Source organism: Paenibacillus sp. FSL H7-0331, assembly GCF_001956045.1.
Map to the genome: position 1 here is coordinate 1 of NZ_MRTH01000025.1, position 18,850 is coordinate 18,850.

Annotated in this window: 16 protein-coding genes, 2 tRNA genes and 1 pseudogene; 6 read left to right on the forward strand and 13 right to left on the reverse strand. The window is 40.1% G+C overall.

Annotation, left to right across the window (positions count from 1 at the left end; all coding sequences use genetic code 11):
* Nucleotides 1–348: 348 nt before the first annotated feature.
* The 3 genes from BK127_RS28195 to BK127_RS28205 all read right to left on the reverse strand — a co-directional run bounded on the left by BK127_RS28195 (nucleotide 349) and on the right by BK127_RS28205 (nucleotide 1,014).
* A tRNA-Ser gene (locus BK127_RS28195) sits at nucleotides 349–437 on the reverse strand.
* Nucleotides 438–446: 9 nt separating this feature from the next.
* Nucleotides 447–522: transfer RNA gene (locus tag BK127_RS28200), tRNA-Asn, on the reverse strand.
* 18 nt (nucleotides 523–540) lie between these two features.
* Nucleotides 541–1,014, reverse strand: coding sequence for a SprT family protein (locus BK127_RS28205; RefSeq protein ID WP_076235409.1), 474 nt, complete (start codon nucleotides 1,012–1,014; stop codon nucleotides 541–543).
* Between the two features lie 153 nt (nucleotides 1,015–1,167).
* On the opposite strand from BK127_RS28205, the gene BK127_RS28210 reads away from it, so the two are divergent.
* The gene (locus BK127_RS28210) at nucleotides 1,168–1,527 is read left to right on the forward strand and encodes a hydrolase/acyltransferase (RefSeq protein ID WP_076235412.1); all 360 of its coding nucleotides are present in this window, start codon (nucleotides 1,168–1,170) and stop codon (nucleotides 1,525–1,527) included.
* Between the two features lie 114 nt (nucleotides 1,528–1,641).
* Nucleotides 1,642–1,773 carry a cortex morphogenetic protein CmpA gene (gene cmpA, locus BK127_RS43115; protein WP_144026582.1) on the forward strand — a complete coding sequence of 44 codons (132 nt, stop codon included), beginning with the start codon at nucleotides 1,642–1,644 and terminating at the stop codon, nucleotides 1,771–1,773.
* A 98-nt stretch (nucleotides 1,774–1,871) separates the two neighbouring features.
* On the opposite strand, the gene BK127_RS28215 is transcribed toward cmpA, so the two are convergent.
* The 5 genes from BK127_RS28215 to BK127_RS28235 form a co-directional block, all read right to left on the reverse strand.
* A complete protein-coding gene (locus BK127_RS28215; RefSeq protein WP_076235528.1) occupies nucleotides 1,872–4,073 on the reverse strand; it encodes a Tex family protein in 2,202 nt (733 codons plus the stop codon).
* Nucleotides 4,074–4,174: 101 nt separating this feature from the next.
* A complete protein-coding gene (locus tag BK127_RS28220) occupies nucleotides 4,175–4,525 on the reverse strand; it encodes a type II toxin-antitoxin system PemK/MazF family toxin (protein WP_076235415.1) in 351 nt (116 codons plus the stop codon).
* A gap of 3 nt (nucleotides 4,526–4,528) precedes the next feature.
* Complete coding sequence (locus tag BK127_RS28225) at nucleotides 4,529–4,810, reverse strand: CopG family ribbon-helix-helix protein (RefSeq protein ID WP_076235529.1); 282 nt, start codon at nucleotides 4,808–4,810, stop codon at nucleotides 4,529–4,531.
* A 251-nt stretch (nucleotides 4,811–5,061) separates the two neighbouring features.
* Nucleotides 5,062–6,228 carry an alanine racemase gene (gene alr / locus BK127_RS28230; protein ID WP_076235418.1) on the reverse strand — a complete coding sequence of 389 codons (1,167 nt, stop codon included), beginning with the start codon at nucleotides 6,226–6,228 and terminating at the stop codon, nucleotides 5,062–5,064.
* 191 nt (nucleotides 6,229–6,419) lie between these two features.
* On the reverse strand, nucleotides 6,420–7,724 hold the full coding sequence (locus tag BK127_RS28235) for a LolA family protein (RefSeq protein WP_076235421.1): 1,305 nt from the start codon (nucleotides 7,722–7,724) through the stop codon (nucleotides 6,420–6,422).
* Nucleotides 7,725–7,940: 216 nt separating this feature from the next.
* Here BK127_RS28235 and rfbC point away from each other — a divergent pair, with 216 nt between their 5' ends.
* The 3 genes from rfbC (at nucleotide 7,941) to BK127_RS45775 (ending at nucleotide 12,474) form a co-directional block, all read left to right on the forward strand.
* Nucleotides 7,941–8,489: a dTDP-4-dehydrorhamnose 3,5-epimerase gene (rfbC, locus tag BK127_RS28240; RefSeq protein WP_076235424.1), complete on the forward strand. Its 549-nt coding sequence runs from the start codon at nucleotides 7,941–7,943 to the stop codon at nucleotides 8,487–8,489.
* A 646-nt stretch (nucleotides 8,490–9,135) separates the two neighbouring features.
* Complete coding sequence (locus BK127_RS28245; protein ID WP_076235427.1) at nucleotides 9,136–10,836, forward strand: hypothetical protein; 1,701 nt, start codon at nucleotides 9,136–9,138, stop codon at nucleotides 10,834–10,836.
* 1,518 nt (nucleotides 10,837–12,354) lie between these two features.
* Complete coding sequence (locus BK127_RS45775; protein WP_372237382.1) at nucleotides 12,355–12,474, forward strand: transposase; 120 nt, start codon at nucleotides 12,355–12,357, stop codon at nucleotides 12,472–12,474.
* A gap of 243 nt (nucleotides 12,475–12,717) precedes the next feature.
* On the opposite strand, the gene BK127_RS28250 is transcribed toward BK127_RS45775, so the two are convergent.
* On the reverse strand, nucleotides 12,718–14,433 hold the full coding sequence (locus BK127_RS28250) for a hypothetical protein (RefSeq protein WP_076235429.1): 1,716 nt from the start codon (nucleotides 14,431–14,433) through the stop codon (nucleotides 12,718–12,720).
* A gap of 527 nt (nucleotides 14,434–14,960) precedes the next feature.
* Here BK127_RS28250 and BK127_RS46095 point away from each other — a divergent pair.
* Nucleotides 14,961–15,274: pseudogene (locus tag BK127_RS46095) on the forward strand (IS256 family transposase); the annotation flags it as partial.
* A gap of 255 nt (nucleotides 15,275–15,529) precedes the next feature.
* Here BK127_RS46095 and BK127_RS28255 read toward each other — a convergent pair.
* Genes BK127_RS28255 through BK127_RS28270 form a run of 4 tightly spaced genes read right to left on the reverse strand, consistent with a single transcriptional unit; the run spans nucleotide 15,530 to nucleotide 18,840 of the window.
* Nucleotides 15,530–16,120 carry a PI-PLC domain-containing protein gene (locus BK127_RS28255; protein WP_076235432.1) on the reverse strand — a complete coding sequence of 197 codons (591 nt, stop codon included), beginning with the start codon at nucleotides 16,118–16,120 and terminating at the stop codon, nucleotides 15,530–15,532.
* Nucleotides 16,120–16,824: a glycosyltransferase family 2 protein gene (locus BK127_RS28260; protein ID WP_076235435.1), complete on the reverse strand. Its 705-nt coding sequence runs from the start codon at nucleotides 16,822–16,824 to the stop codon at nucleotides 16,120–16,122. Before BK127_RS28260 ends, BK127_RS28255 begins: the two co-directional genes overlap by 1 nt.
* Complete coding sequence (locus tag BK127_RS28265) at nucleotides 16,790–17,197, reverse strand: GtrA family protein (protein ID WP_076235438.1); 408 nt, start codon at nucleotides 17,195–17,197, stop codon at nucleotides 16,790–16,792. The genes BK127_RS28260 and BK127_RS28265 overlap by 35 nt, the downstream gene beginning before the upstream one ends.
* Nucleotides 17,194–18,840 (reverse strand): NTP transferase domain-containing protein, encoded by a 1,647-nt coding sequence (locus BK127_RS28270; RefSeq protein WP_076235440.1) that lies wholly within the window; start codon nucleotides 18,838–18,840, stop codon nucleotides 17,194–17,196. The genes BK127_RS28265 and BK127_RS28270 overlap by 4 nt, the downstream gene beginning before the upstream one ends.
* Nucleotides 18,841–18,850 lie beyond the last annotated feature (10 nt).

Here is an 18,850-nt window from a genome sequence, read left to right on the forward strand (position 1 = left end):
CGGTCGGCGGGATTTGAACCCGCACGTCCATGGGACACTACCCCCTCAAGATAGCGTGTCTGCCGTTCCACCACGACCGCGTATAAGAAATCAATTTGAGGGCTAACATATCACCGATTTGGCGACAAAATTCATTATAACTTAAACATTCTGCCGTTGACAAGTGTTTTTTCAGTTCCAAGTATTATTTCGCTACATACGAGGGATGCTCGCGACTGCGTACGCAAGACTACGCGGCCTATAACGCCGCTTCGACGCCCCCTCTTCTCGGGTTCAAATCCCTCTTGGCTCTCCGAGCGCAGCAAAAAACCGCCATTATACACGGCGGTTTTATTGCTTGCTATTTTACGGAGAGAGAGGGATTCGAACCCTCGCACCACTTACGCAGTCTAACCCCTTAGCAGAGGGTCCCCTTATAGCCACTTGGGTATCTCTCCTTAAAGAAATGGCTCCCCGAACAGGACTCGAACCTGTGACAACTCGATTAACAGTCGAGTGCTCTACCAACTGAGCTATCAGGGAACAACAATTGTTAATTTATCACGAATGCTGCTGCAAGTCAAGCTTGATCAGCTTCAATTTCCCGCTGCAATTTCCACAAGCATATTTCTTCGGATCCAGCTTTCTTTTACGTATATATTCAGTCCGACAGCTTGTACAAACCAATTTATAACGATAAGGCTCCTTACGCTTAACCGTAGGTAAGGAACGGCAAAATCGCGTTCCCCCGACCTTTTGCAGCAAGGTTTTGAATTCCTCATCCCGATGCTGGTAACCACGCCCTAGAATATGCAAATGGTAATGGCACAACTCGTGTTTAATGATCTTTTCGACATCGTCCGCACCAAACTGTTCGAGCTGCCGCCGACTGATTTCAATATGGTGAGATTTGGTGAAATACCGTCCACCTGTTGAGGTTAATCTTCCATTGAAGGTAGCCTTATGCAAAAAAGGACGCCCAAAGAACGCCAGCGAAATTCGCTCCACCCATTGCTGCAGTTGTTCGTCCTCCATGACTTCCCTTCTTTCACAGCATCCGCTTTTCTTTTCATATTCTCACTTGAATTGTAACCGCAGCATAGGCTACACTGTCAAGTAGGTAAACGCATTTTCCTATTTTCGCAGTAAATAACCGAACCACAAGCACGAGAGGAGTCCTAACCGACTATGTCCACAATGAGATACGCTATCCTTCAGTACATCGATCATATTGAATTTGTCGAAATACCTGCTACACATGCGTACCAGCTGACCGCTTTGCATTTGCGTTTGCATAAGGAATTGGAAAAGCTGACCGCTTCGAACATACCTTCCTTACCCAAGGTGATTGCCGAATGCGACGCCCTGGATTTGGTAAGCACGGGCTACACGCTTCATCATGGATTGGCATATATCAACCAGCTTGAGCAAACGTTTGCCGCGATTAACGAGCAGGCATATCCGCTCGTCTCCTTGTTGACCGAAATCCGCGCCCTGCAGGCTCAGCTTGAGCAGTGGTACGAGGATGAAGAAGAACTGACCAATTAGGACCTGCACCCACACGCCCACCCTGCCATATCCTAAACCATCGAGAAAAAGTTGAAGGCTGCGTAGGCGCCTTTTTTACTTGATCAAGGCAGGTCGGGAAGGGGGCTGGTTCTTTTGCCACAATGGCTGTGCAATCAATTAATGAGAGCCTATTACAACAAAAACCGCAGACAAATCCGTCTGTTGAACGATTGCTGGTATTTTTACCGTACACGCGTTGAGGAATCGTCTACATCCCAGCTGTAGCCAAATCCACAGCACCCCAAAACAATTAGAGCACAGACCAGCGAGTCTTCACTCACCGGGCTATGCTCTATTTCAATTTATTGGTATTGTTCAAAAAATCAGGAAGGATTTTTCATCGTCAGGCTTACCCGCCCTTTTTTCAAGTCGACACTGAGTACCCACACGGTTACGGTATCGCCAACAGAAACGACATCCTTCGGATGCTTAACGAACGTGTTGCTCAGCTGTGAAATATGAACCAGCCCATCGTTCTTGATCCCGATATCGACGAAAGCGCCAAAATCGATTACATTGCGAACCGTACCCTGCAGTTCCATCCCCGCAGTCAAATCCTCAATCTTCAGTACATCCGTACGAAAAATCGGTGCCGGCAGCTCATCCCGTGGATCACGACCCGGGCGCTGCAAGCTATCCAAAATATCACGCAGCGTCGGAACACCAACACCAAGCTTGGTAGCCAGCTCCACCGGCTCAACCGCCTGCAGCAGCTCCTTCAGCTTCTGAGAGCCCACTTCCTTCAGCTCCAGCTTCAATTCACGGAACAGCTTATCCACCGCATCGTAGGATTCTGGATGGATGGGTGTGTTGTCCAGCGGATTTTTGCCCTCGCTAATGCGCATAAAGCCGGCACACTGCTCATAGGCCTTCGCACCAAGACGTGGTACCTTTTGCAACTGCGAACGGTTGGTGAATTTGCCGTTATCCTCCCGGTATTTGACAATGTTCTTCGCCAATGTGCTGTTGATACCGGAAACGTAAGACAATAACGATGGCGATGCCGTGTTCACATCTACCCCGACATGGTTTACTGCCGATTCCACGACAAAGGTGAGACTTTCATCCAATCTTTTTTGCGTCACATCATGCTGGTATTGCCCTACACCGATCGCCTTCGGTTCGATTTTCACAAGCTCCGCAAGCGGATCCTGTATCCGTCTTGCTATGGAGATTGCGCTGCGCTCAGCCACGTCAAGGTCCGGAAATTCACCTTGGGCCAGCTTGGAGGCCGAATACACACTCGCCCCTGCCTCATTGACGATTAAATATTGCAAGCTGCGGTTTTTGATCTCGGCAATCAATTCGGCTACGAACTGCTCCGTCTCCCGTGAAGCCGTACCGTTGCCAATAACAATCAGCTCCACACTGTAGGCTTCAATCAGCTTATGGAACTTCGCCTTGGCCTCCGTTATTTTGTTATTCGGTGGTGTTGGATAGGTAACCGCAATCTCCAGCATTTTGCCTGTATCATCAACCACAGCAAGCTTACAGCCAGTCCGGAATGCCGGGTCAACACCAAGCACTACCTTGCCTTTAACCGGAGCCTGCAGCAGCAAATTACGCAAATTCTCGGCAAAAACCTCGATCGCCTGCTCCTCCGCCTTTTCGGTCATTTCATTGCGCACTTCCCGATCAACCGATGGAGCCAGCAGCCGTTTGTAAGCATCCTCCACAACCGCAATCAGTGTATCTCTGACAACCGAAGGTCCTTTAATCAGCTGTTTGTTCATATAGTCATGAATTCGATCTGAGGGCACCTCGAGTGCCACTCGCAGCACATCCTCACGTTCCCCGCGATTAATCGCCAAAATCCGATGCGGTGGCAGCTTGCGAACCGGCTCCTGGTAGCTATAGTACATCTCGTACACGGATTCTACAGCCGCATCCTTCGCTTCCGTATGTACAATGCCTTGGTCAAAAGTAAACCTTCGCACCCAGGCGCGCACCTTGGCATCGTCTGCGATCTGCTCGGCAATAATGTCCTTGGCACCTTGAATCGCTTCGTCGGCTGTCTTGACGTTTTTCTCTTCGTTCACATATTTGCCTGCTTCCACCAGCAGATCACCCTGACGTGGCTGAGACAAGATCCACCCGGCAAGAGGCTCCAGGCCTTTTTCTTTGGCTACGCTGGCTCTTGTTTTCCGCTTCTGGCGATACGGACGGTATAGATCCTCAAGCTCCTGCAGCTTGACCGACTTTTCGATCGATATCTTCAATTCATCTGTCAGCTTGTCCTGCTCATCAATAAGCCGGATAACCTCAAGCTTGCGCGCTTCCAGATTACGTAGATAAGCCAAACGCTCTTCAATATCCCGCAGTTGGTTCTCATCCAACTCGCCTGTCATCTCTTTACGGTAACGGGCGATAAAAGGAATCGTATTCCCTTCATCCAACAAACCTACCGTCGTGCGCACCTTACCCTCAGGCAGCTGCAGCTCGACTGCAATCTGCTTCTGGATACGCTCCAGTATCGCAGCTTTCATCGCACCATCCAGCTCTATATTCGTCTTGCCTTCTTCCATTTGCAGCAATTCTTCTTTTGCCATCAATTCCTTGCCTCCTCAGCTAAATAAAAAAACGAGAAGTCCACCAAGCGGACCCCTCGTCATCATCCCTGCATGCATCAAAACTCAATTAGTCCCACGCTAATTTGCAGTGAATCGTCCACCTTACGCATCGTCTCTTCATCCAGATGTGTGATTTTATCTGTAAGCCGCTGCTTATCAATCGTACGAATTTGCTCCAATAAAATAACAGAATCTCTGTCAAAGCCATGGGCTTCCGCTTCAATCTCTACATGCGTAGGCAGCTTTGCCTTTTGAATCTGGGCAGTAATCGCCGCCACAATCACAGTAGGACTAAAACGGTTACCGATATCGTTCTGAATAATCAGTACAGGTCGAATACCGCCTTGCTCCGATCCTACGACCGGAGATAGATCTGCAAAAAATACATCTCCACGTTTAACAATCAATAGTTACACCCCGCTTACTAAACGGTCAAGTGTGTTATCCGCTTCTTCCTCCGCCTGAAACGCTTCCGAAGCCATGTTTAAATTGATCTTTGCCATCTCCATGTAACCGCGCTGCATCGATTCCCTCAGGTGACGTTTTTTCCGTTCCACCAAATACAGCTTCATCGCCTGCCGAATAAATTCGCTTCGATTGGAGTTTTCCTTCTCCACGATCCCATCCACTTCCTGAAGCAGATAGTCAGGCAAGCTAATCATGATGCGTTTCGTGTTATGCGCATTGGACACCAAGCATACACCCCCAAAAACATACAAACATTAGTACCATTATGGCGAATATACAGACAATTTATTCAAATCAGTATATGCGCTTCGTATAGCTAATATGTTATACCGCTATAACTCCAAAAAATGTGTAAGCAGCATTCCCAGAAGTATGTGTTATACATATTCGCGATACATCGACAAAATCCTTTCCCGCAGCTACAAAAAAATGATAGGAAAAGATACCCACATTTACGGAACCATTCGCTCTAACCTTAGCGCATCAAAGGATTAACCGTAGAAACCACAGCTCCATCACGAATGTAGACACGGGGTACCCGATGTGAAATCATACAGGTGATCTCATAATTAATGGTACCCAGCCAATCGGCATGCTCATCCGCTGTAATCCGTTGATCACCTTGCTTACCAATAATCACAACTTCTTCTTCATTAAGAATATTATCCATCCCGGTCACATTTACCATACATTGATCCATACAAATTCTGCCGACAATCGGCACCCGCTTACCTCTAACCAAAGCCTCGGCCTTACCCGTCAGCATCCTCGAGAACCCATCCGCATACCCGATCGGAAGCGTTGCTATCGTTTCCTCGCCTTGTGTCCGGTAAATCGTACCATAGCTGACTCCTGAATCGTGGGGTAGGCTTTTGACCATCACTACACCCGTTTTAATGCTGAGTACAGGCTCCAAATCAATAATCTGATGGTTTACCTCCTCGGAAGGATATAAACCGTACATAGCAATCCCGAGTCTTACCATATTATAAGATACATCAGGACAATCAATGGCTGCAGCGCTGTTACTCGCATGAACATAGGTAAACTCAATACCACGCTCACGAAAACCTTTTACCAGACGATCAAACCGCAGATACTGCTCCATCGTATAGGTTTTATCCGCATCATCCGCAGAGGCAAAGTGGGTAAAAATCCCCTCCACCAACAAACCCGGGATACGGAGTGCTCGCTCGATCAGTTCAACCGCCTCTTCTTCAGTAACCAAACCCAACCGATTCATGCCCGAATCTACCTTAATATGAATAGATAGCGGCTTCTCTCTGGGCTCAAGGCGTTCAAATGCATCCAAAACTTCATGACTATATACATTCACCGTAATATCGTGCTTCCAGGCCCATTCCAGCCCTTCTGGGGGCGTGTAGCCGAGTACTAGTATTGGAGCTGTAATACCTGCCTGCCTTAACTCCAATCCTTCATCCAAAAAAGCTACCGCAATATACGTCGCTCCACAGCGCAGCGCTTCCCGGCTGACTTCTACAGCACCATGCCCATAGGCATCGGCCTTTACGACAACCATCATATTGACATGCTCAGGCAAAACCCGACGAAATCCCTGCAAATTAGCCCGCAGCGCATCCAAAGAAATCTCCACCCGTGTCGGACGAAAATACGAATCCATACACATCCACCTTCTCCTAACAATCAAGAGAAGTCCCTTGAATCAAGGAACCTCCCCAAGTTGCAGCTATTCGAAAATATTCAATGTAACTAATGGTAATCCGTTCTTCACCGGGTGTCAATGACAATATGATGACAAGGAGGCCTTGGCAAACATTGGCTGCATCCAGCAATTGCTTTGTGAAGCGATTCCTATTTACCTGTCTCACCTTGTACAGCTTGAGCCACTTTAATCATCTCGGTCATCGGAAGATCTGCCGTAGATAGCCGGAACTCAACACCATCGTACGTCCATGTCAGCATCTTCTTCTCTCCACCTGTAATGACAGCCAGCGTATAGCCAAGATCAACAATATCTCCCGGCAGCGCCGATACCGTCTGCGCCTGCGGACGCGACTCCACCAGCGTATAGTTAAATTTGCCTGAGTAGCGAAGCATCATCGCCTTTTCTTCACCCAACTTAATCTCGTTCATATCCTGCCGCTTCACACCACTTGGTGTATAAAAAGGTTCGATCACGCCAAATTGAGCTTGTGCCGCACCAGCGGGGGCACTCGTGCTCGTGCTGGCTGCCGTACCCGCTACCGAAGTGCTGCTTACGGCTCCGTTCGTGTTAGTACCAGCAGCCTTGGCTTGACCTGCTGTGCTTGAAACACCCTGACTTGCTGCTCCTGTGGTTCCTTGGCCTGCTGCTCCTGAAGTACTTCCTGCTGCTTTTCCTGACCCATCAGATGCACCTGCAACCGCGGCACTACTTCCCGTCGCACCGCTGCTTACAATCCCATTGCTAGCGGAAGCATTGTTTGCTGTACTCGCTGCTTTCGTACCGTTGGTCGCCGCTGCTGTAGGCAGCGACTTCAGGTTCCAGCTTGTCATATTACGCTGCATATCAAAAGAATCCTTTTCGAACTTCTTCCCGAACTCGAATTGGCTGAAATCTACAATCACCATCACATTCGCATTCGCATCCGATACCTCCACATGCTTCGGCGAATAATTCTTTTTGTCCAACCAAATCTTTTGCCGCGCCAACGAGCCATTCTGGTAATTAGCCATCACATCAAACACATACGCGTTCGGATCGGTTATAAACTGGCGATCCTTATCCATGATAATGCTTTGCACCAACGACTGATACAAATACACCTGCCCCTGATTTTCCGGCCAATCGCTCTGGAATCGGAAGCTTTTGTTCAAATGCGGTGTTAGCACAAACACTCCATCATCATTACGCAGCACGATCTGCGTGATATCCTTCTTATCGTTCTTCAGTGATATCCGATAATAATGCGGGTTCTGATACCACACCTCCACCTGATACTCCTGCGGCTCCTGCCCCGTATTCAGCACCATCCGTCCAACGCCCTGATAGCTGTCCAGCTTATTGATTACACCGTCCAAATCCTTCACAACTGCCCCTGCATCCTTCTTGCCGCAACCTGCCAGCACCAAGCTTAAAGACACCACCAAGGCAATCACCCACGTGAACCGCCGCATTCCAATCCCTCCAGACATAAGTAAAAGCAACTGATAACATGTCTATGTGGGGACTTGGACGATTATGCAGACAAGGATGACGAGCTGTGAAAGTAATAATTAAGAACAGAAAACCTTTAATTCCTAAAAGCAATTACACGGTGACTGGCATATATAAAAACAAGAGCTTAATACCAGACCTGAAATGCTTAAAATAAAAGGACAGGTGGATGCATCATGAAACTAATTGACACAAAAATGAAAGATGTGTTTCTTATCGAGCCTGCTGTATTTGGAGATAATCGAGGCTTTTTTATGGAGAGCTATAACAATATGAAGTTTAAGGAATTGGTTACAAATTGTACGTTTGTCCAAGACAATCATTCGCTGTCTACGGAAAGCGGGGTATTGAGAGGGCTTCATTATCAGCTTACACCAAAGGCACAAACCAAGTTAGTTCGTGTGTTGGCTGGAGCTATTTATGATGTAGTTGTGGATATTCGCAAAAGTTCTCCGGCGTTCGGACAGTGGATGGGATTCATTTTGAGCGCGGCTAATAAGAGGCAGCTTCTTGTTCCGAAGGGTTTTGCTCATGGATTTGTTACACTAGTTCCTAATACGGAGGTATTGTATAAAGTAGATGAATACTATTCATCTGAGCATGAACGAGGAATTGCCTGGAATGACCTATCCTTAGGAATTGATTGGCCGACATCACAGCCTATTCTTTCTGATAAAGATGCCAAGTTGTCGTTTCTAAAGGATGCCGAGATAAATTTCGAGTGAAGATAACCGGAAATACTTATCAATAATCCACATCTGTAATTTTGGAGAATTGGAAGTTTACCGAAACATTTTCGCAAGGGTTAGCAGGTACAAATGGGGTTGGAAGCGATGTTATAAATCGGGTGACAGCAAACGACAATCGCATTGAGAGGTAGAATCGATGCACGTTAACTATCGACAGTAACCGAGTGTGATATTCGATGAAGCTAACCTCATTTATTCGATCAGAAAATACTTGAATATGAATTCTGCCGGATTTCCAAATGGATGCCCAGCGCTTCATCACTATTCTCGTTGAACAAAATGAACTGTTGGAGCTCCTGCAATTACACACTTATCAATTACCATGTAAGCTTGGAGGAAACTTTGTTCGGCTAGCGATTTTTCTAATATTTGAACACCAACTACCGCCAACCTCAGTTCACTCAGGGGCAATATTAACATTAATTTCTTTTGGTAGTTGATTGTATGGCTCTTTTTGTTCTATCATACTAAAGGTAATCTCTTCTATAGATTGTGTCTGCTTGACACATTCACTATATCAAACCGATATGGTACTTTTATATTACCGCAAGAGATAGGTTTTCATTCCGTTTTCTTATGCGGAAGTTGGTCACAGATAACAAAAGTTTAATTGGAGGTACTAATGAAGTTTCATTTTAAAGACTCGATTGTGTACATATTTTCTATTACTATATGTTTAATTTTTTTATTTTTTTTGCTTTATGACATTGATTTGACTATACCATTAGCTTATAGCGGAGATGCATTACTCAATAGCATGTGGATAAAAAGTATAATTGATCATGGATGGTATCTACATAACGATTCTGTTGGGGCTCCATTCGGGTTAGATATGAATGATTATGCTATGTCCGATAATCTCCACTTATTGTTTATCAAGATCATTTCATTATTTTCATCAAACTATGCTTTAGTGATGAATCTTTATTATCTTTTAACTTATCCAATAACCGTGGTAACTTCATTGATTGTATTACGCCATTTTAAGTTATCATGTCCAACCGCTTCTGCTGCATCATTAATATATGCATTTTTACCATACCACTTTATGCGTGGAGAAGGACATTTATTTTTAGCATCATATTATTTGGTACCATTTTTATTTATGATTATTATATGGGCATTGGAAAACAACTGGACGAGAAAAAAAATCATCATATCTACATCTATTATTCTTATTGCATCCTCTGCAGGGATATACTACTCTTTTTTTACATGTTTCTTTTTAGCATTTGTAGCATTATATTTGTTATTTAAGCTGAAATCGTTTAAAACTGCTCTAATTCCTTTTTTATTAATATTTATCATTCTAATCGGGGGTCTTATTAATTTATCACCAACAATAATTTATAAAATACAACACGGAAGTAATTCAGAGGTCGGGAAACGAAGCCCTGTTGGAGCTGAGTTATATGGTCTAAAAATAACGCACCTCATGATGCCTGCTGATAATCATAGAATCAATAAGTTGGCAATTATGAAAAACCTATATAACACGAAGACGCCATTAAATAATGAAAATAAATTCGCTACCCTTGGTCTAGTAGGAAGCATAGGCTTTCTTGTCCTTATTGGTTTTTTATTTTCCCGTAATGAAGGGATACTCAAAAAAGTTAGTTTTTTGAATGCTGCAGCTTTATTACTTGCTTCTATAGGTGGTTTTGGATCAATCTTCGCTTTAACTATCATGGATGAAATAAGAGGTTATAATCGAATAAGTATCATGATAGCGTACTTTTGCATATTTGCCGTTTTCTATTTATGGGATCAATGGAAGCTAAGTCGCGGTGTAGTTGGCACATTCTTTCTTTCAGGTATACTATTAATTGCTATTCTTGATCAAACGAATAGCAATTTTAACCCTCAAAGTGCCCAACTCCGAGCATTATACAATCAGGACAGTATTTATATAAAAAAAATAGAATCTTCGATACCAACTGGTTCTATGGTTTTTCAATTACCCTATGTCCCGTTTCCAGAGAATCCACCTATACATAATATGAAAGATTACGATCATTTTGCACCTTACATTCACTCACGCGATATAAGATGGAGTTATGGTTCGATGAAAGGTCGAGAATCCGATACATGGGTGCGTCAAACCGCTACCAAATCAACTGAAACTATGATACGTGACTTAGCATTCGCAGGATTTAGTGGTATTTACATTAACAGAGCTGGATATCAAGATAATGCTGCTATGATAGAATCGGAGATTACTTCCATTTTACTCACTGAACCTATCGTGAGTGATGATCATTTAAAATCATTCTTTAGTATGCTAGATTATAATAAAGGGATACTGGTAAACTATAAAAATTAAATTATAAGAAATTCAAATTTTTATATTTCATAAACCTTCAACCGGATTAAGTTCAGGAATGTCTTGGGCAGATATACCAGACTCAGTAGTTTGTGCTCGATGTCTTCGGCGTGGTGGATGCGAGCATTGTCCAGAACCATAACCCGCCTTCCTTTGGGATAATTAGTCAGACGTCAGTATGTCCCCAGTAGAGATACTGGGTTTATCAGCATGTTCCGTTACAAACTGTTCTGTAGCCTTAGAAAGCAATAATTGGCTTTAACGGTATCATGTAATACAGAGTGATCACGCTATCTTTATATCTATTGGCTTTTATTTTGTCATAGATGACCTTTCTGTTCAAGCAGCCGTCTTCAATGCAGTGACTTTTGTGGTCTAACTATAGATTAATTTTTACTTAGTCTATTCCTCATACGCTGGCAACAGCCTTTTTAATATTGCCTCAACATACCTACCTCTGATCTTATGGGTTATTCAACTGCTGATATATTATATTTTACAACTATTATTCACAAAACTGTCAAAGCTGGTACCGTGATCACATTCCGTGTAAAAACCGTAGCATTCTTCAAAGACACGTTTCTCGGACAAAAGACCATATGTTGGCGAAAAGGGCTATGGTCTGTAAAATATATTTGTATAAACTCCAAAACCTATTAGGAAGGATTGGGGAGCACATACTGGAATAATGGACCACATCAGCTTCGTCAGTTCATCGTTGAAAACAAAATTAGTTACATTAGAAGATGTGAAGGTTGCATTAAAGCATCTATTCGCGGAAACACTGCAGGAGATGCTGAAAAGCAAATTCGATGCACAATAATGCTACGACGAACTTGACACTACAAACAAGCAAACTCCAAAAAGCCGAAATGGTAAAAGCTAATACTAGCAAATGTGGGGATCAAGAGATCAAGTCCCACGAGATCTCCAAGGTGAGTTTGAACTAGTTGTCGTGAAGAAATCATCCATCCAACGTGACGGGCGTCGAGGATCACATCATTGCGATGTATATGAAGGGAATCAGCGCCAGAGATGTCCATGATCACCTTTGCAGTTGTACGGAATTAATGAATTGCCGACGGTGATCTCCAACATAACAAACATAATTGTACCACCTCATTAAAGAATAGCAGAACCGTCATTTACAAGGAGCCTACGCAGTTTGTATTTCTAGATGCGATACTCTTCAAAGTCGAGCAGGATGGGTATTTCCTGAACAAAGCTGCCTACATGGATCGATCTGAACAAAAGCAAATATGTGTTGCTATGTAGATCGGAGAGACGAGTTCTCCAAGTTATGGCTACCGATCTTGAACGATTTGCTTTGAGTCCTACAAAGACCAAAAGAAGGTAACAGCAGGTTTGAAACTGTTCTACAGAGCAACAATATAGGACGCAGCCTTGTTGGAATTAGCCGTTTTGAAGAGGCAAGTATCCCCTGATTTTCGGTTCTCGCTCATCAATTGGGATGAACTCGCAACCTTCCTTAAGTATCCAATGTAGGTCCAAAAGCTGATTAACACGACCAACATCATCGAAAGTTACTATCGTCAGCTTCGAAAAGTAACCAAGGAAAAAAGTATCTTTCCAACAGAAAAAGCACTGTTCAAGATACTCTATCTGGCGACGATATGAACGTCACCCGTATAGCAAATTTGGAGCCGGATATTGCCGCAGTTGTCCCCTATTCTTTCCACATATTTACGTTGAAATTAAATTTTCATATCCCCCCGGGGAGATATGCATTTTGTATGAATTTACACAAATGATTTGACAGACCCGTGTGTAGCCATAATTGACAGACCCTATTCAACAGTTATAAAAATTAGTATTCGTAGTTACATTAAATATCAATAATTTTTCTTTGAAAGTGTCAAGTTATTTTATATACCCTGAAAGTTCAGTTAACAATTTAACTTTTTGAAAAAAATCTATAGAATCTCCATTATTAAAAAAATTCCCATGAATAGTTGTTAAAACATCCACAAATGGACCTATCACACTAAAAAATACTATAATTGAGATATATAAATTTTTATTTGCAGTTTTCTTGAATAACAGTTCACTTGCAACATATACCAAAACAATCATCCCTAAAAAATATCCCGGCAGTAAAAACCTTGTCAGTGCCCATTTTAAACCAGCTATATCAATTGTGTAAACAATTATTAAACCAACAATCAAACTAATGACAAAACTAATAAAAACTATATATTCGAACTTTTTCATTATTTCCTTCATTTCATCCCATTTATTAACTAATAAAACAATTATAAATATCAAACTAACTAAAGGAAAAAACGCAATTCTAATAGTAGTCCAAATACTAGTTTCTACCATTAAAATAATAGAATTCAAAGCATTTAATACATTTATTGTTTTCCCACCCCCATTATTAATTATTTTAATAGCCTCACTAAGTTGCTTATCTTCCGATGCGCTCAAATCATTGCCGTACACCCAATATCCGCCAGTACCAATATAATAAGGAATTTCAGGTTTTAATTTCAATGTGTTAGAACTATTTACTTCCATTGTACCAGAGATTGAAATTTGACTTGGCTTTGCAATTGAAAGCATACCACCTTGAGTAGTTCCCAGTAATATAAATGCACAAAACACAAATAAATTAATACCTATAGTTATTTTATTACAATCTATTTTTTTAACTATAATAATAAAATAAATCATTATAAAAACAGCTAAACCAATAATTATATTTTGTGGTCCAGAAAAACTCCAAGAGATTCCAAGTATAAAAGGTATGATCATATCTTTAATTATATTTTTTTCTGATTTGATTAATTTATGTAACCATAGGATATAAATTATAAATGACGCTATAGAGTATATCGAGTCAGTGTATCCGTTTAAAAAAAAGGGGGTACTAGAATCAATAACGAGTATATGAGTAAAAGAAAGAGCTGTATTACCAAATAACACTAAACATGTACCTATTAATGTTATTTGCTTGCTCAAGTTAAAAGTTTTCAATAACCCATATACAAAAAGCGATATCATACCAATAGAAATCGAAAGCCATAAATATAAAGAAAATAGTGGAATATTAACACCTAATAACATTGGCAAAGACGTAAGTAAAGATTGACCATAATTTTGCGAAAGAATCGGAATATAATTATTTTCCGTGATAAATGTAGCAATGTTGGCATATCTTGGACTATGAAGACTACCTAAAATACTAAATGCTGTGATCACACCAGAAGGCATTAACCAATAAAGCAATATAACTGTAGGAACAATTATAACCGCACACAAAGCAAAATATCGTTTCTCTGTAAAATGAACTATGATTTCTAATAAATCAGTTTTAAATTTTCCGTCTTTTACATAGAGAACAATTAAAATCGCCAAAGTCAATATCAATGCTACTCCAACATTAGAGAACGCGGAGCTAAGTAATCTCCAAATAGCTAGAAATAATCCCATCCCTATAAAATAAGAAGCAGAGAACTTAAACGAAAATGGCATTTTATCAATACTTGAAAATGAATGCCTATAAACTAATAATCCACTGAAAATAAACAGAAGAGAAAATGAAATTATTATTATTAAATTTCCCAATACCAACATCGAAATACCTCCACTATAAATTCAAAGTACCTACAACCAACAATACTTATGTTTGATTGATTAATTTGCATATAATCAGGGTCAGTACAAAAAAACGTCCAACCTATAAAAGTCAACGAAACATGGAAAGCTACTTGTAAGAGCTAAATGAGGAAGAAACCAAATGATCGATTATTGAACTAACAACCGCTATGTCAAGTTGTAAAAGAACAAAAAAATTTCGGACTACCGCAGATACCCAGCCTAAGTTGAAAGTGCTGTTTAAGGATGTCATAGCAAAAAGTCTTCTGTAGCTAAGTTGGATATGACGCTTGGCTAAAGTCGGTATGATGCAAGAACGAAGCAAACCAACATAGCCGGAACGGTTTTGTGAAGAAGACGGTGATGAGTTAGTATGTTTACGTTGATATTCTAAGGAATTTGGATAGGTTAAAATGAGTCCTCCTTGTTCTGATAAACGTCTTACAGGAAATTCTGAACATGTGTGTAGTCAATCTCACATCTCATGAGCTCTAGCTTCACCCAAGGCTTGCTATCAGCAAACAAAAATCGAATTGCATGGTCCAAATTCGCAACTCGATTAGCTATATTTCCTACAAAGATATAAAAAAGTTATCGTAGATTCCAAATACATTCAAAAGACAGTCACAGAAGAAGCTAAGTTGCTTGATGGATATGGAGTAATTTGGTAACAAAAAGAAAAGAAGTACCCGCTGGATCCACTGATTGTTCGATCTTGGTACTATAACTGTCGAAATTATTCTATACAACAAATATGATTAAAAGCTACCACCGTCAATTACGCAAAGTCACCAAAGGAAAGAACATCTTTCCGACAAAGTAACCTCTGTCCAAAATGCTATATATATCCATGATGGACTTGTTATAAAAATGGATAGGATGTTTTCCGAAATAGGGACAAATTTTGCTGTAACTCACCGTTTATTTTCCAGATTGCTAACCAGTTTGCTGAAAGTGTCTTGACCGTGCGAACGGACGCTTAAAAATTTGCACTTTCATCGGGTCTGCCTTTAAGCCGTCCATATCAAGCCCTGCAAGACAACATTTTCGCTAGTAGATTATCTCTTCAACAAAACTAACTCTTCCATAGTTCCATATTATGCAATTTGGTACATATAGCATCGAATACTATTCCCTGTTCATTTAATTGATTTTTATATATTTCAATATCCGTAACCCTTCCTTGTAATTCAGGTGATACCAAACAAAGATTGAATCCCGAATTCTTCAGTTTGTCGTAATTATTCTTATCTATAGGTAATTTGGTAAAACAATCTACCCATACCCACTTTACTTTTCCTTTCATAGATATGATAGTATCTATGCCCTCATATTCAGAATAACGAAGGGCTATATTTCGTTCTCCTAATTGAGACAATAAATATATCATTGGAAATGAACAGTCTAAAAAGAAGTAATTTAAAATACGGTAGTGTTTCAATATTTCTAATACCCTGTTTTCAATACGTTCACTTTTAATATTTAGAATAATTGTTCCATGTTTGTAAAATTTTAAAAATTCATCGAAATCTTCACCATCAGAAAAAGGATCATGTTGCAAAATTAACCTATCGCCATAGTCTCGCAGATCAACCTCAATACCATATTCAATTGGCGTATTCTTTAATTCTTCAATTGAATTTATGCGATGAGCAATCCAGTTCATTATAATAACTCCTTTTTTAATTTTTTACTGAATTGGAGAGTTCTTTTAATGAATTTCCACTTTGTTAAAAACCCTCGATTCCAGCTGGATTGACCGTGAATTCTCTCTGGAAAAGCAACATCAAAACGGATTACATTTAACTTACTGTTTTTAGCCATATATAGGGCATATAAATCTAACGAGAAATCATAAGGTGGATTCAACCATGATAAAAAAAAGTCTTTGTGAAAAATATTAGGTTGTCCATTGATATCATTCAATTTACATTGAAGATATACGCTTTCAAATAAACTCATACCGGATGTAAATATTTGATCGAATAGCGGTCTATTTTTTCTATTGCCTTTGACAATAATATGTTTAGGATCTCCATTTCTCTCTATGATATCTAATGCTTTAATTACATCAGCTGGATCCGTTTGTAAATCCGCATGCGTCCAACCTATATAATCACCTTTAGTTTCCTTCAAACCCGATAAAATCCCAAAACCATATCCTTGATTCACCTCTACTTTGACTGTAGATGCAAAACCATAAATAGGTAACAGCTCATCTAAAATTTGGCTTGTATTATCTGACGATCCATTATTCACCAAAATAACTTCTATATCCTCGCGTTTTATTACTTCGGAAAACTTACTTAATATGAGTGGAATATTATTTTCCTCATTATAGCAAGGTATTACGATAGACAGTTTTATCATTTTTAAATACCCACCATTTCTGACCTATAAAATTCAACACAGTACTAGTTCCAGTTGCACCTAAAAATGCTAACCAATAATATTCCTTGAAGATAAGTAACAAACCATTATTTAATACAACATTAATACTGAGTGTTGATAAATATAAGATAACGAATTTCATAATTTCCTTGTAAGATTTACTCTTAATTTGGAATGTCCAATATTTATTAAGTAGATATGCTATAATGGTTCCACACAAAAAAGAAGCAGTTTTAGCAATGCTTGGAGAAACAACACTTAACATAGTGATATACACTAAGCTATCAGTTCCGACTGCAGAAAATCCCGAAACTAAAAACCGGGGGATAAATGTGATAACCCCTTTTTTCATCTATTTGACTGTCTAAATGAGTTATACTTTTGACTTAACCCAGGTATGCTCTCTATATTCATAGTAATATCCTTCTCTAGCTCATAAATATGCCACGGCCATTTATGAAAAAAGCTTTGCCAGTACTCATAGGTTTTTAAATCATTAGGTGTTCCCCAACAAACATATTCTTCAAGTTCAAAGACCTTTACTTTTAGACCCATACGAATTAATTCGTTGATACAGCTATCTACATAGAATTCACCATTCACTCGAATGTTTTGGTCAAACAATCTTTGAATAGCTTCTGCAAAGTATTGTGCTTTCTTAAAATAGAATGATCCAACAACGGCGTGATCATTAAACGGATCATCACTTATCGGTTTCTTTACAGATACAGATTCAACGAAATCCTCATTCCCAACTTTTATCCAACCATACATCTGTGGATTAAGTTGACTCGAAATATGATGGCGAAAACTAAAAACAATCGCATCTACATTAGAATCTATTAATAGTGACTCATACTTCTCAATATCCCATACCATTCCGTTGTCACAGGCACCTATCAACAACGGGACTTGTAAATCAATTTCATTAAGTCCAAGTTCACATGTACGAGCCTGACCATCGGTTAAATGATCTGCAACTACTATCTTACATTTGGGATATTGTTTTTTTAATTCTTCCTCTAATGGATATTTCTCCAAATGTTCTTTCAGACAGACGAAAATATAATTGTCAGCACTCGGTAAAGTTTCAGTCGCCTGAATAATCATAGGTTTACCTGATACTTGAATAAGAGGTTTTGGTTCTTGATAATTTTCTTTCGCGAACCGACTGCCTGCACCGGCTAAAGGAATTAAATTTGTGCTATGCGTTTCATTAGTACGTTTAGCAGATGATCTTGTAATTAACTTGAAATACTTAGACCATGATTCATATTCTTTTACATCTTGCGGTGTTCCCCATTGTAACATATGCTGAATCTCGTAAATTGAGATATTTAAACTGTCTCGTAGCAGTAAGTTGTAAACTAAACTAACATAATACTCCCCTCCGAGATTAATATCTTCTTCCATCAATTGTTGAAAATACTTTTTAACAATTGCACCATTTTTAAAATAATAGGTTCCGCTAGACGCGTATTCTTGCATACGATTGTTTGTAAATGGAGCCTTTTCCTTGATTTCAAGCATCCGTTGATTATCATCACGCATAAATGCATAATTAGTCGTACCTAACATATGTGGATGAAAGCCTTTATAAGCCGGAATTGCACCATCGGCATTTCTTTCTCTTGTATGATTTAAGAAGTCTTTATAATCCCAATAACAAGAAAAATCACAGTAATTCACAATAATTTCTTCCTCATTCATTATTAGTTCGAATATTTGTGATACTGCGTAAACAGGACCTTTTTTATGTGAGGGAATTTCAACTATCTTTCCATATGGCGCAATCCTTTCTAAAATCTCTCTCATATTTGTTTTGCGTAAATGATCACTATTACAAATAAATATAAAATTCGTTTCTCCTGGAAACATGTTCACCACATGTTCAATGATTGGCATTCCATCGATTTCAATTAAAGGCTTTGGATCTTTATAACCTGCCTCAATAAATCTTAATCCAATTCCAGACATCGGAATAATAATTTGCATTTTCATTCCC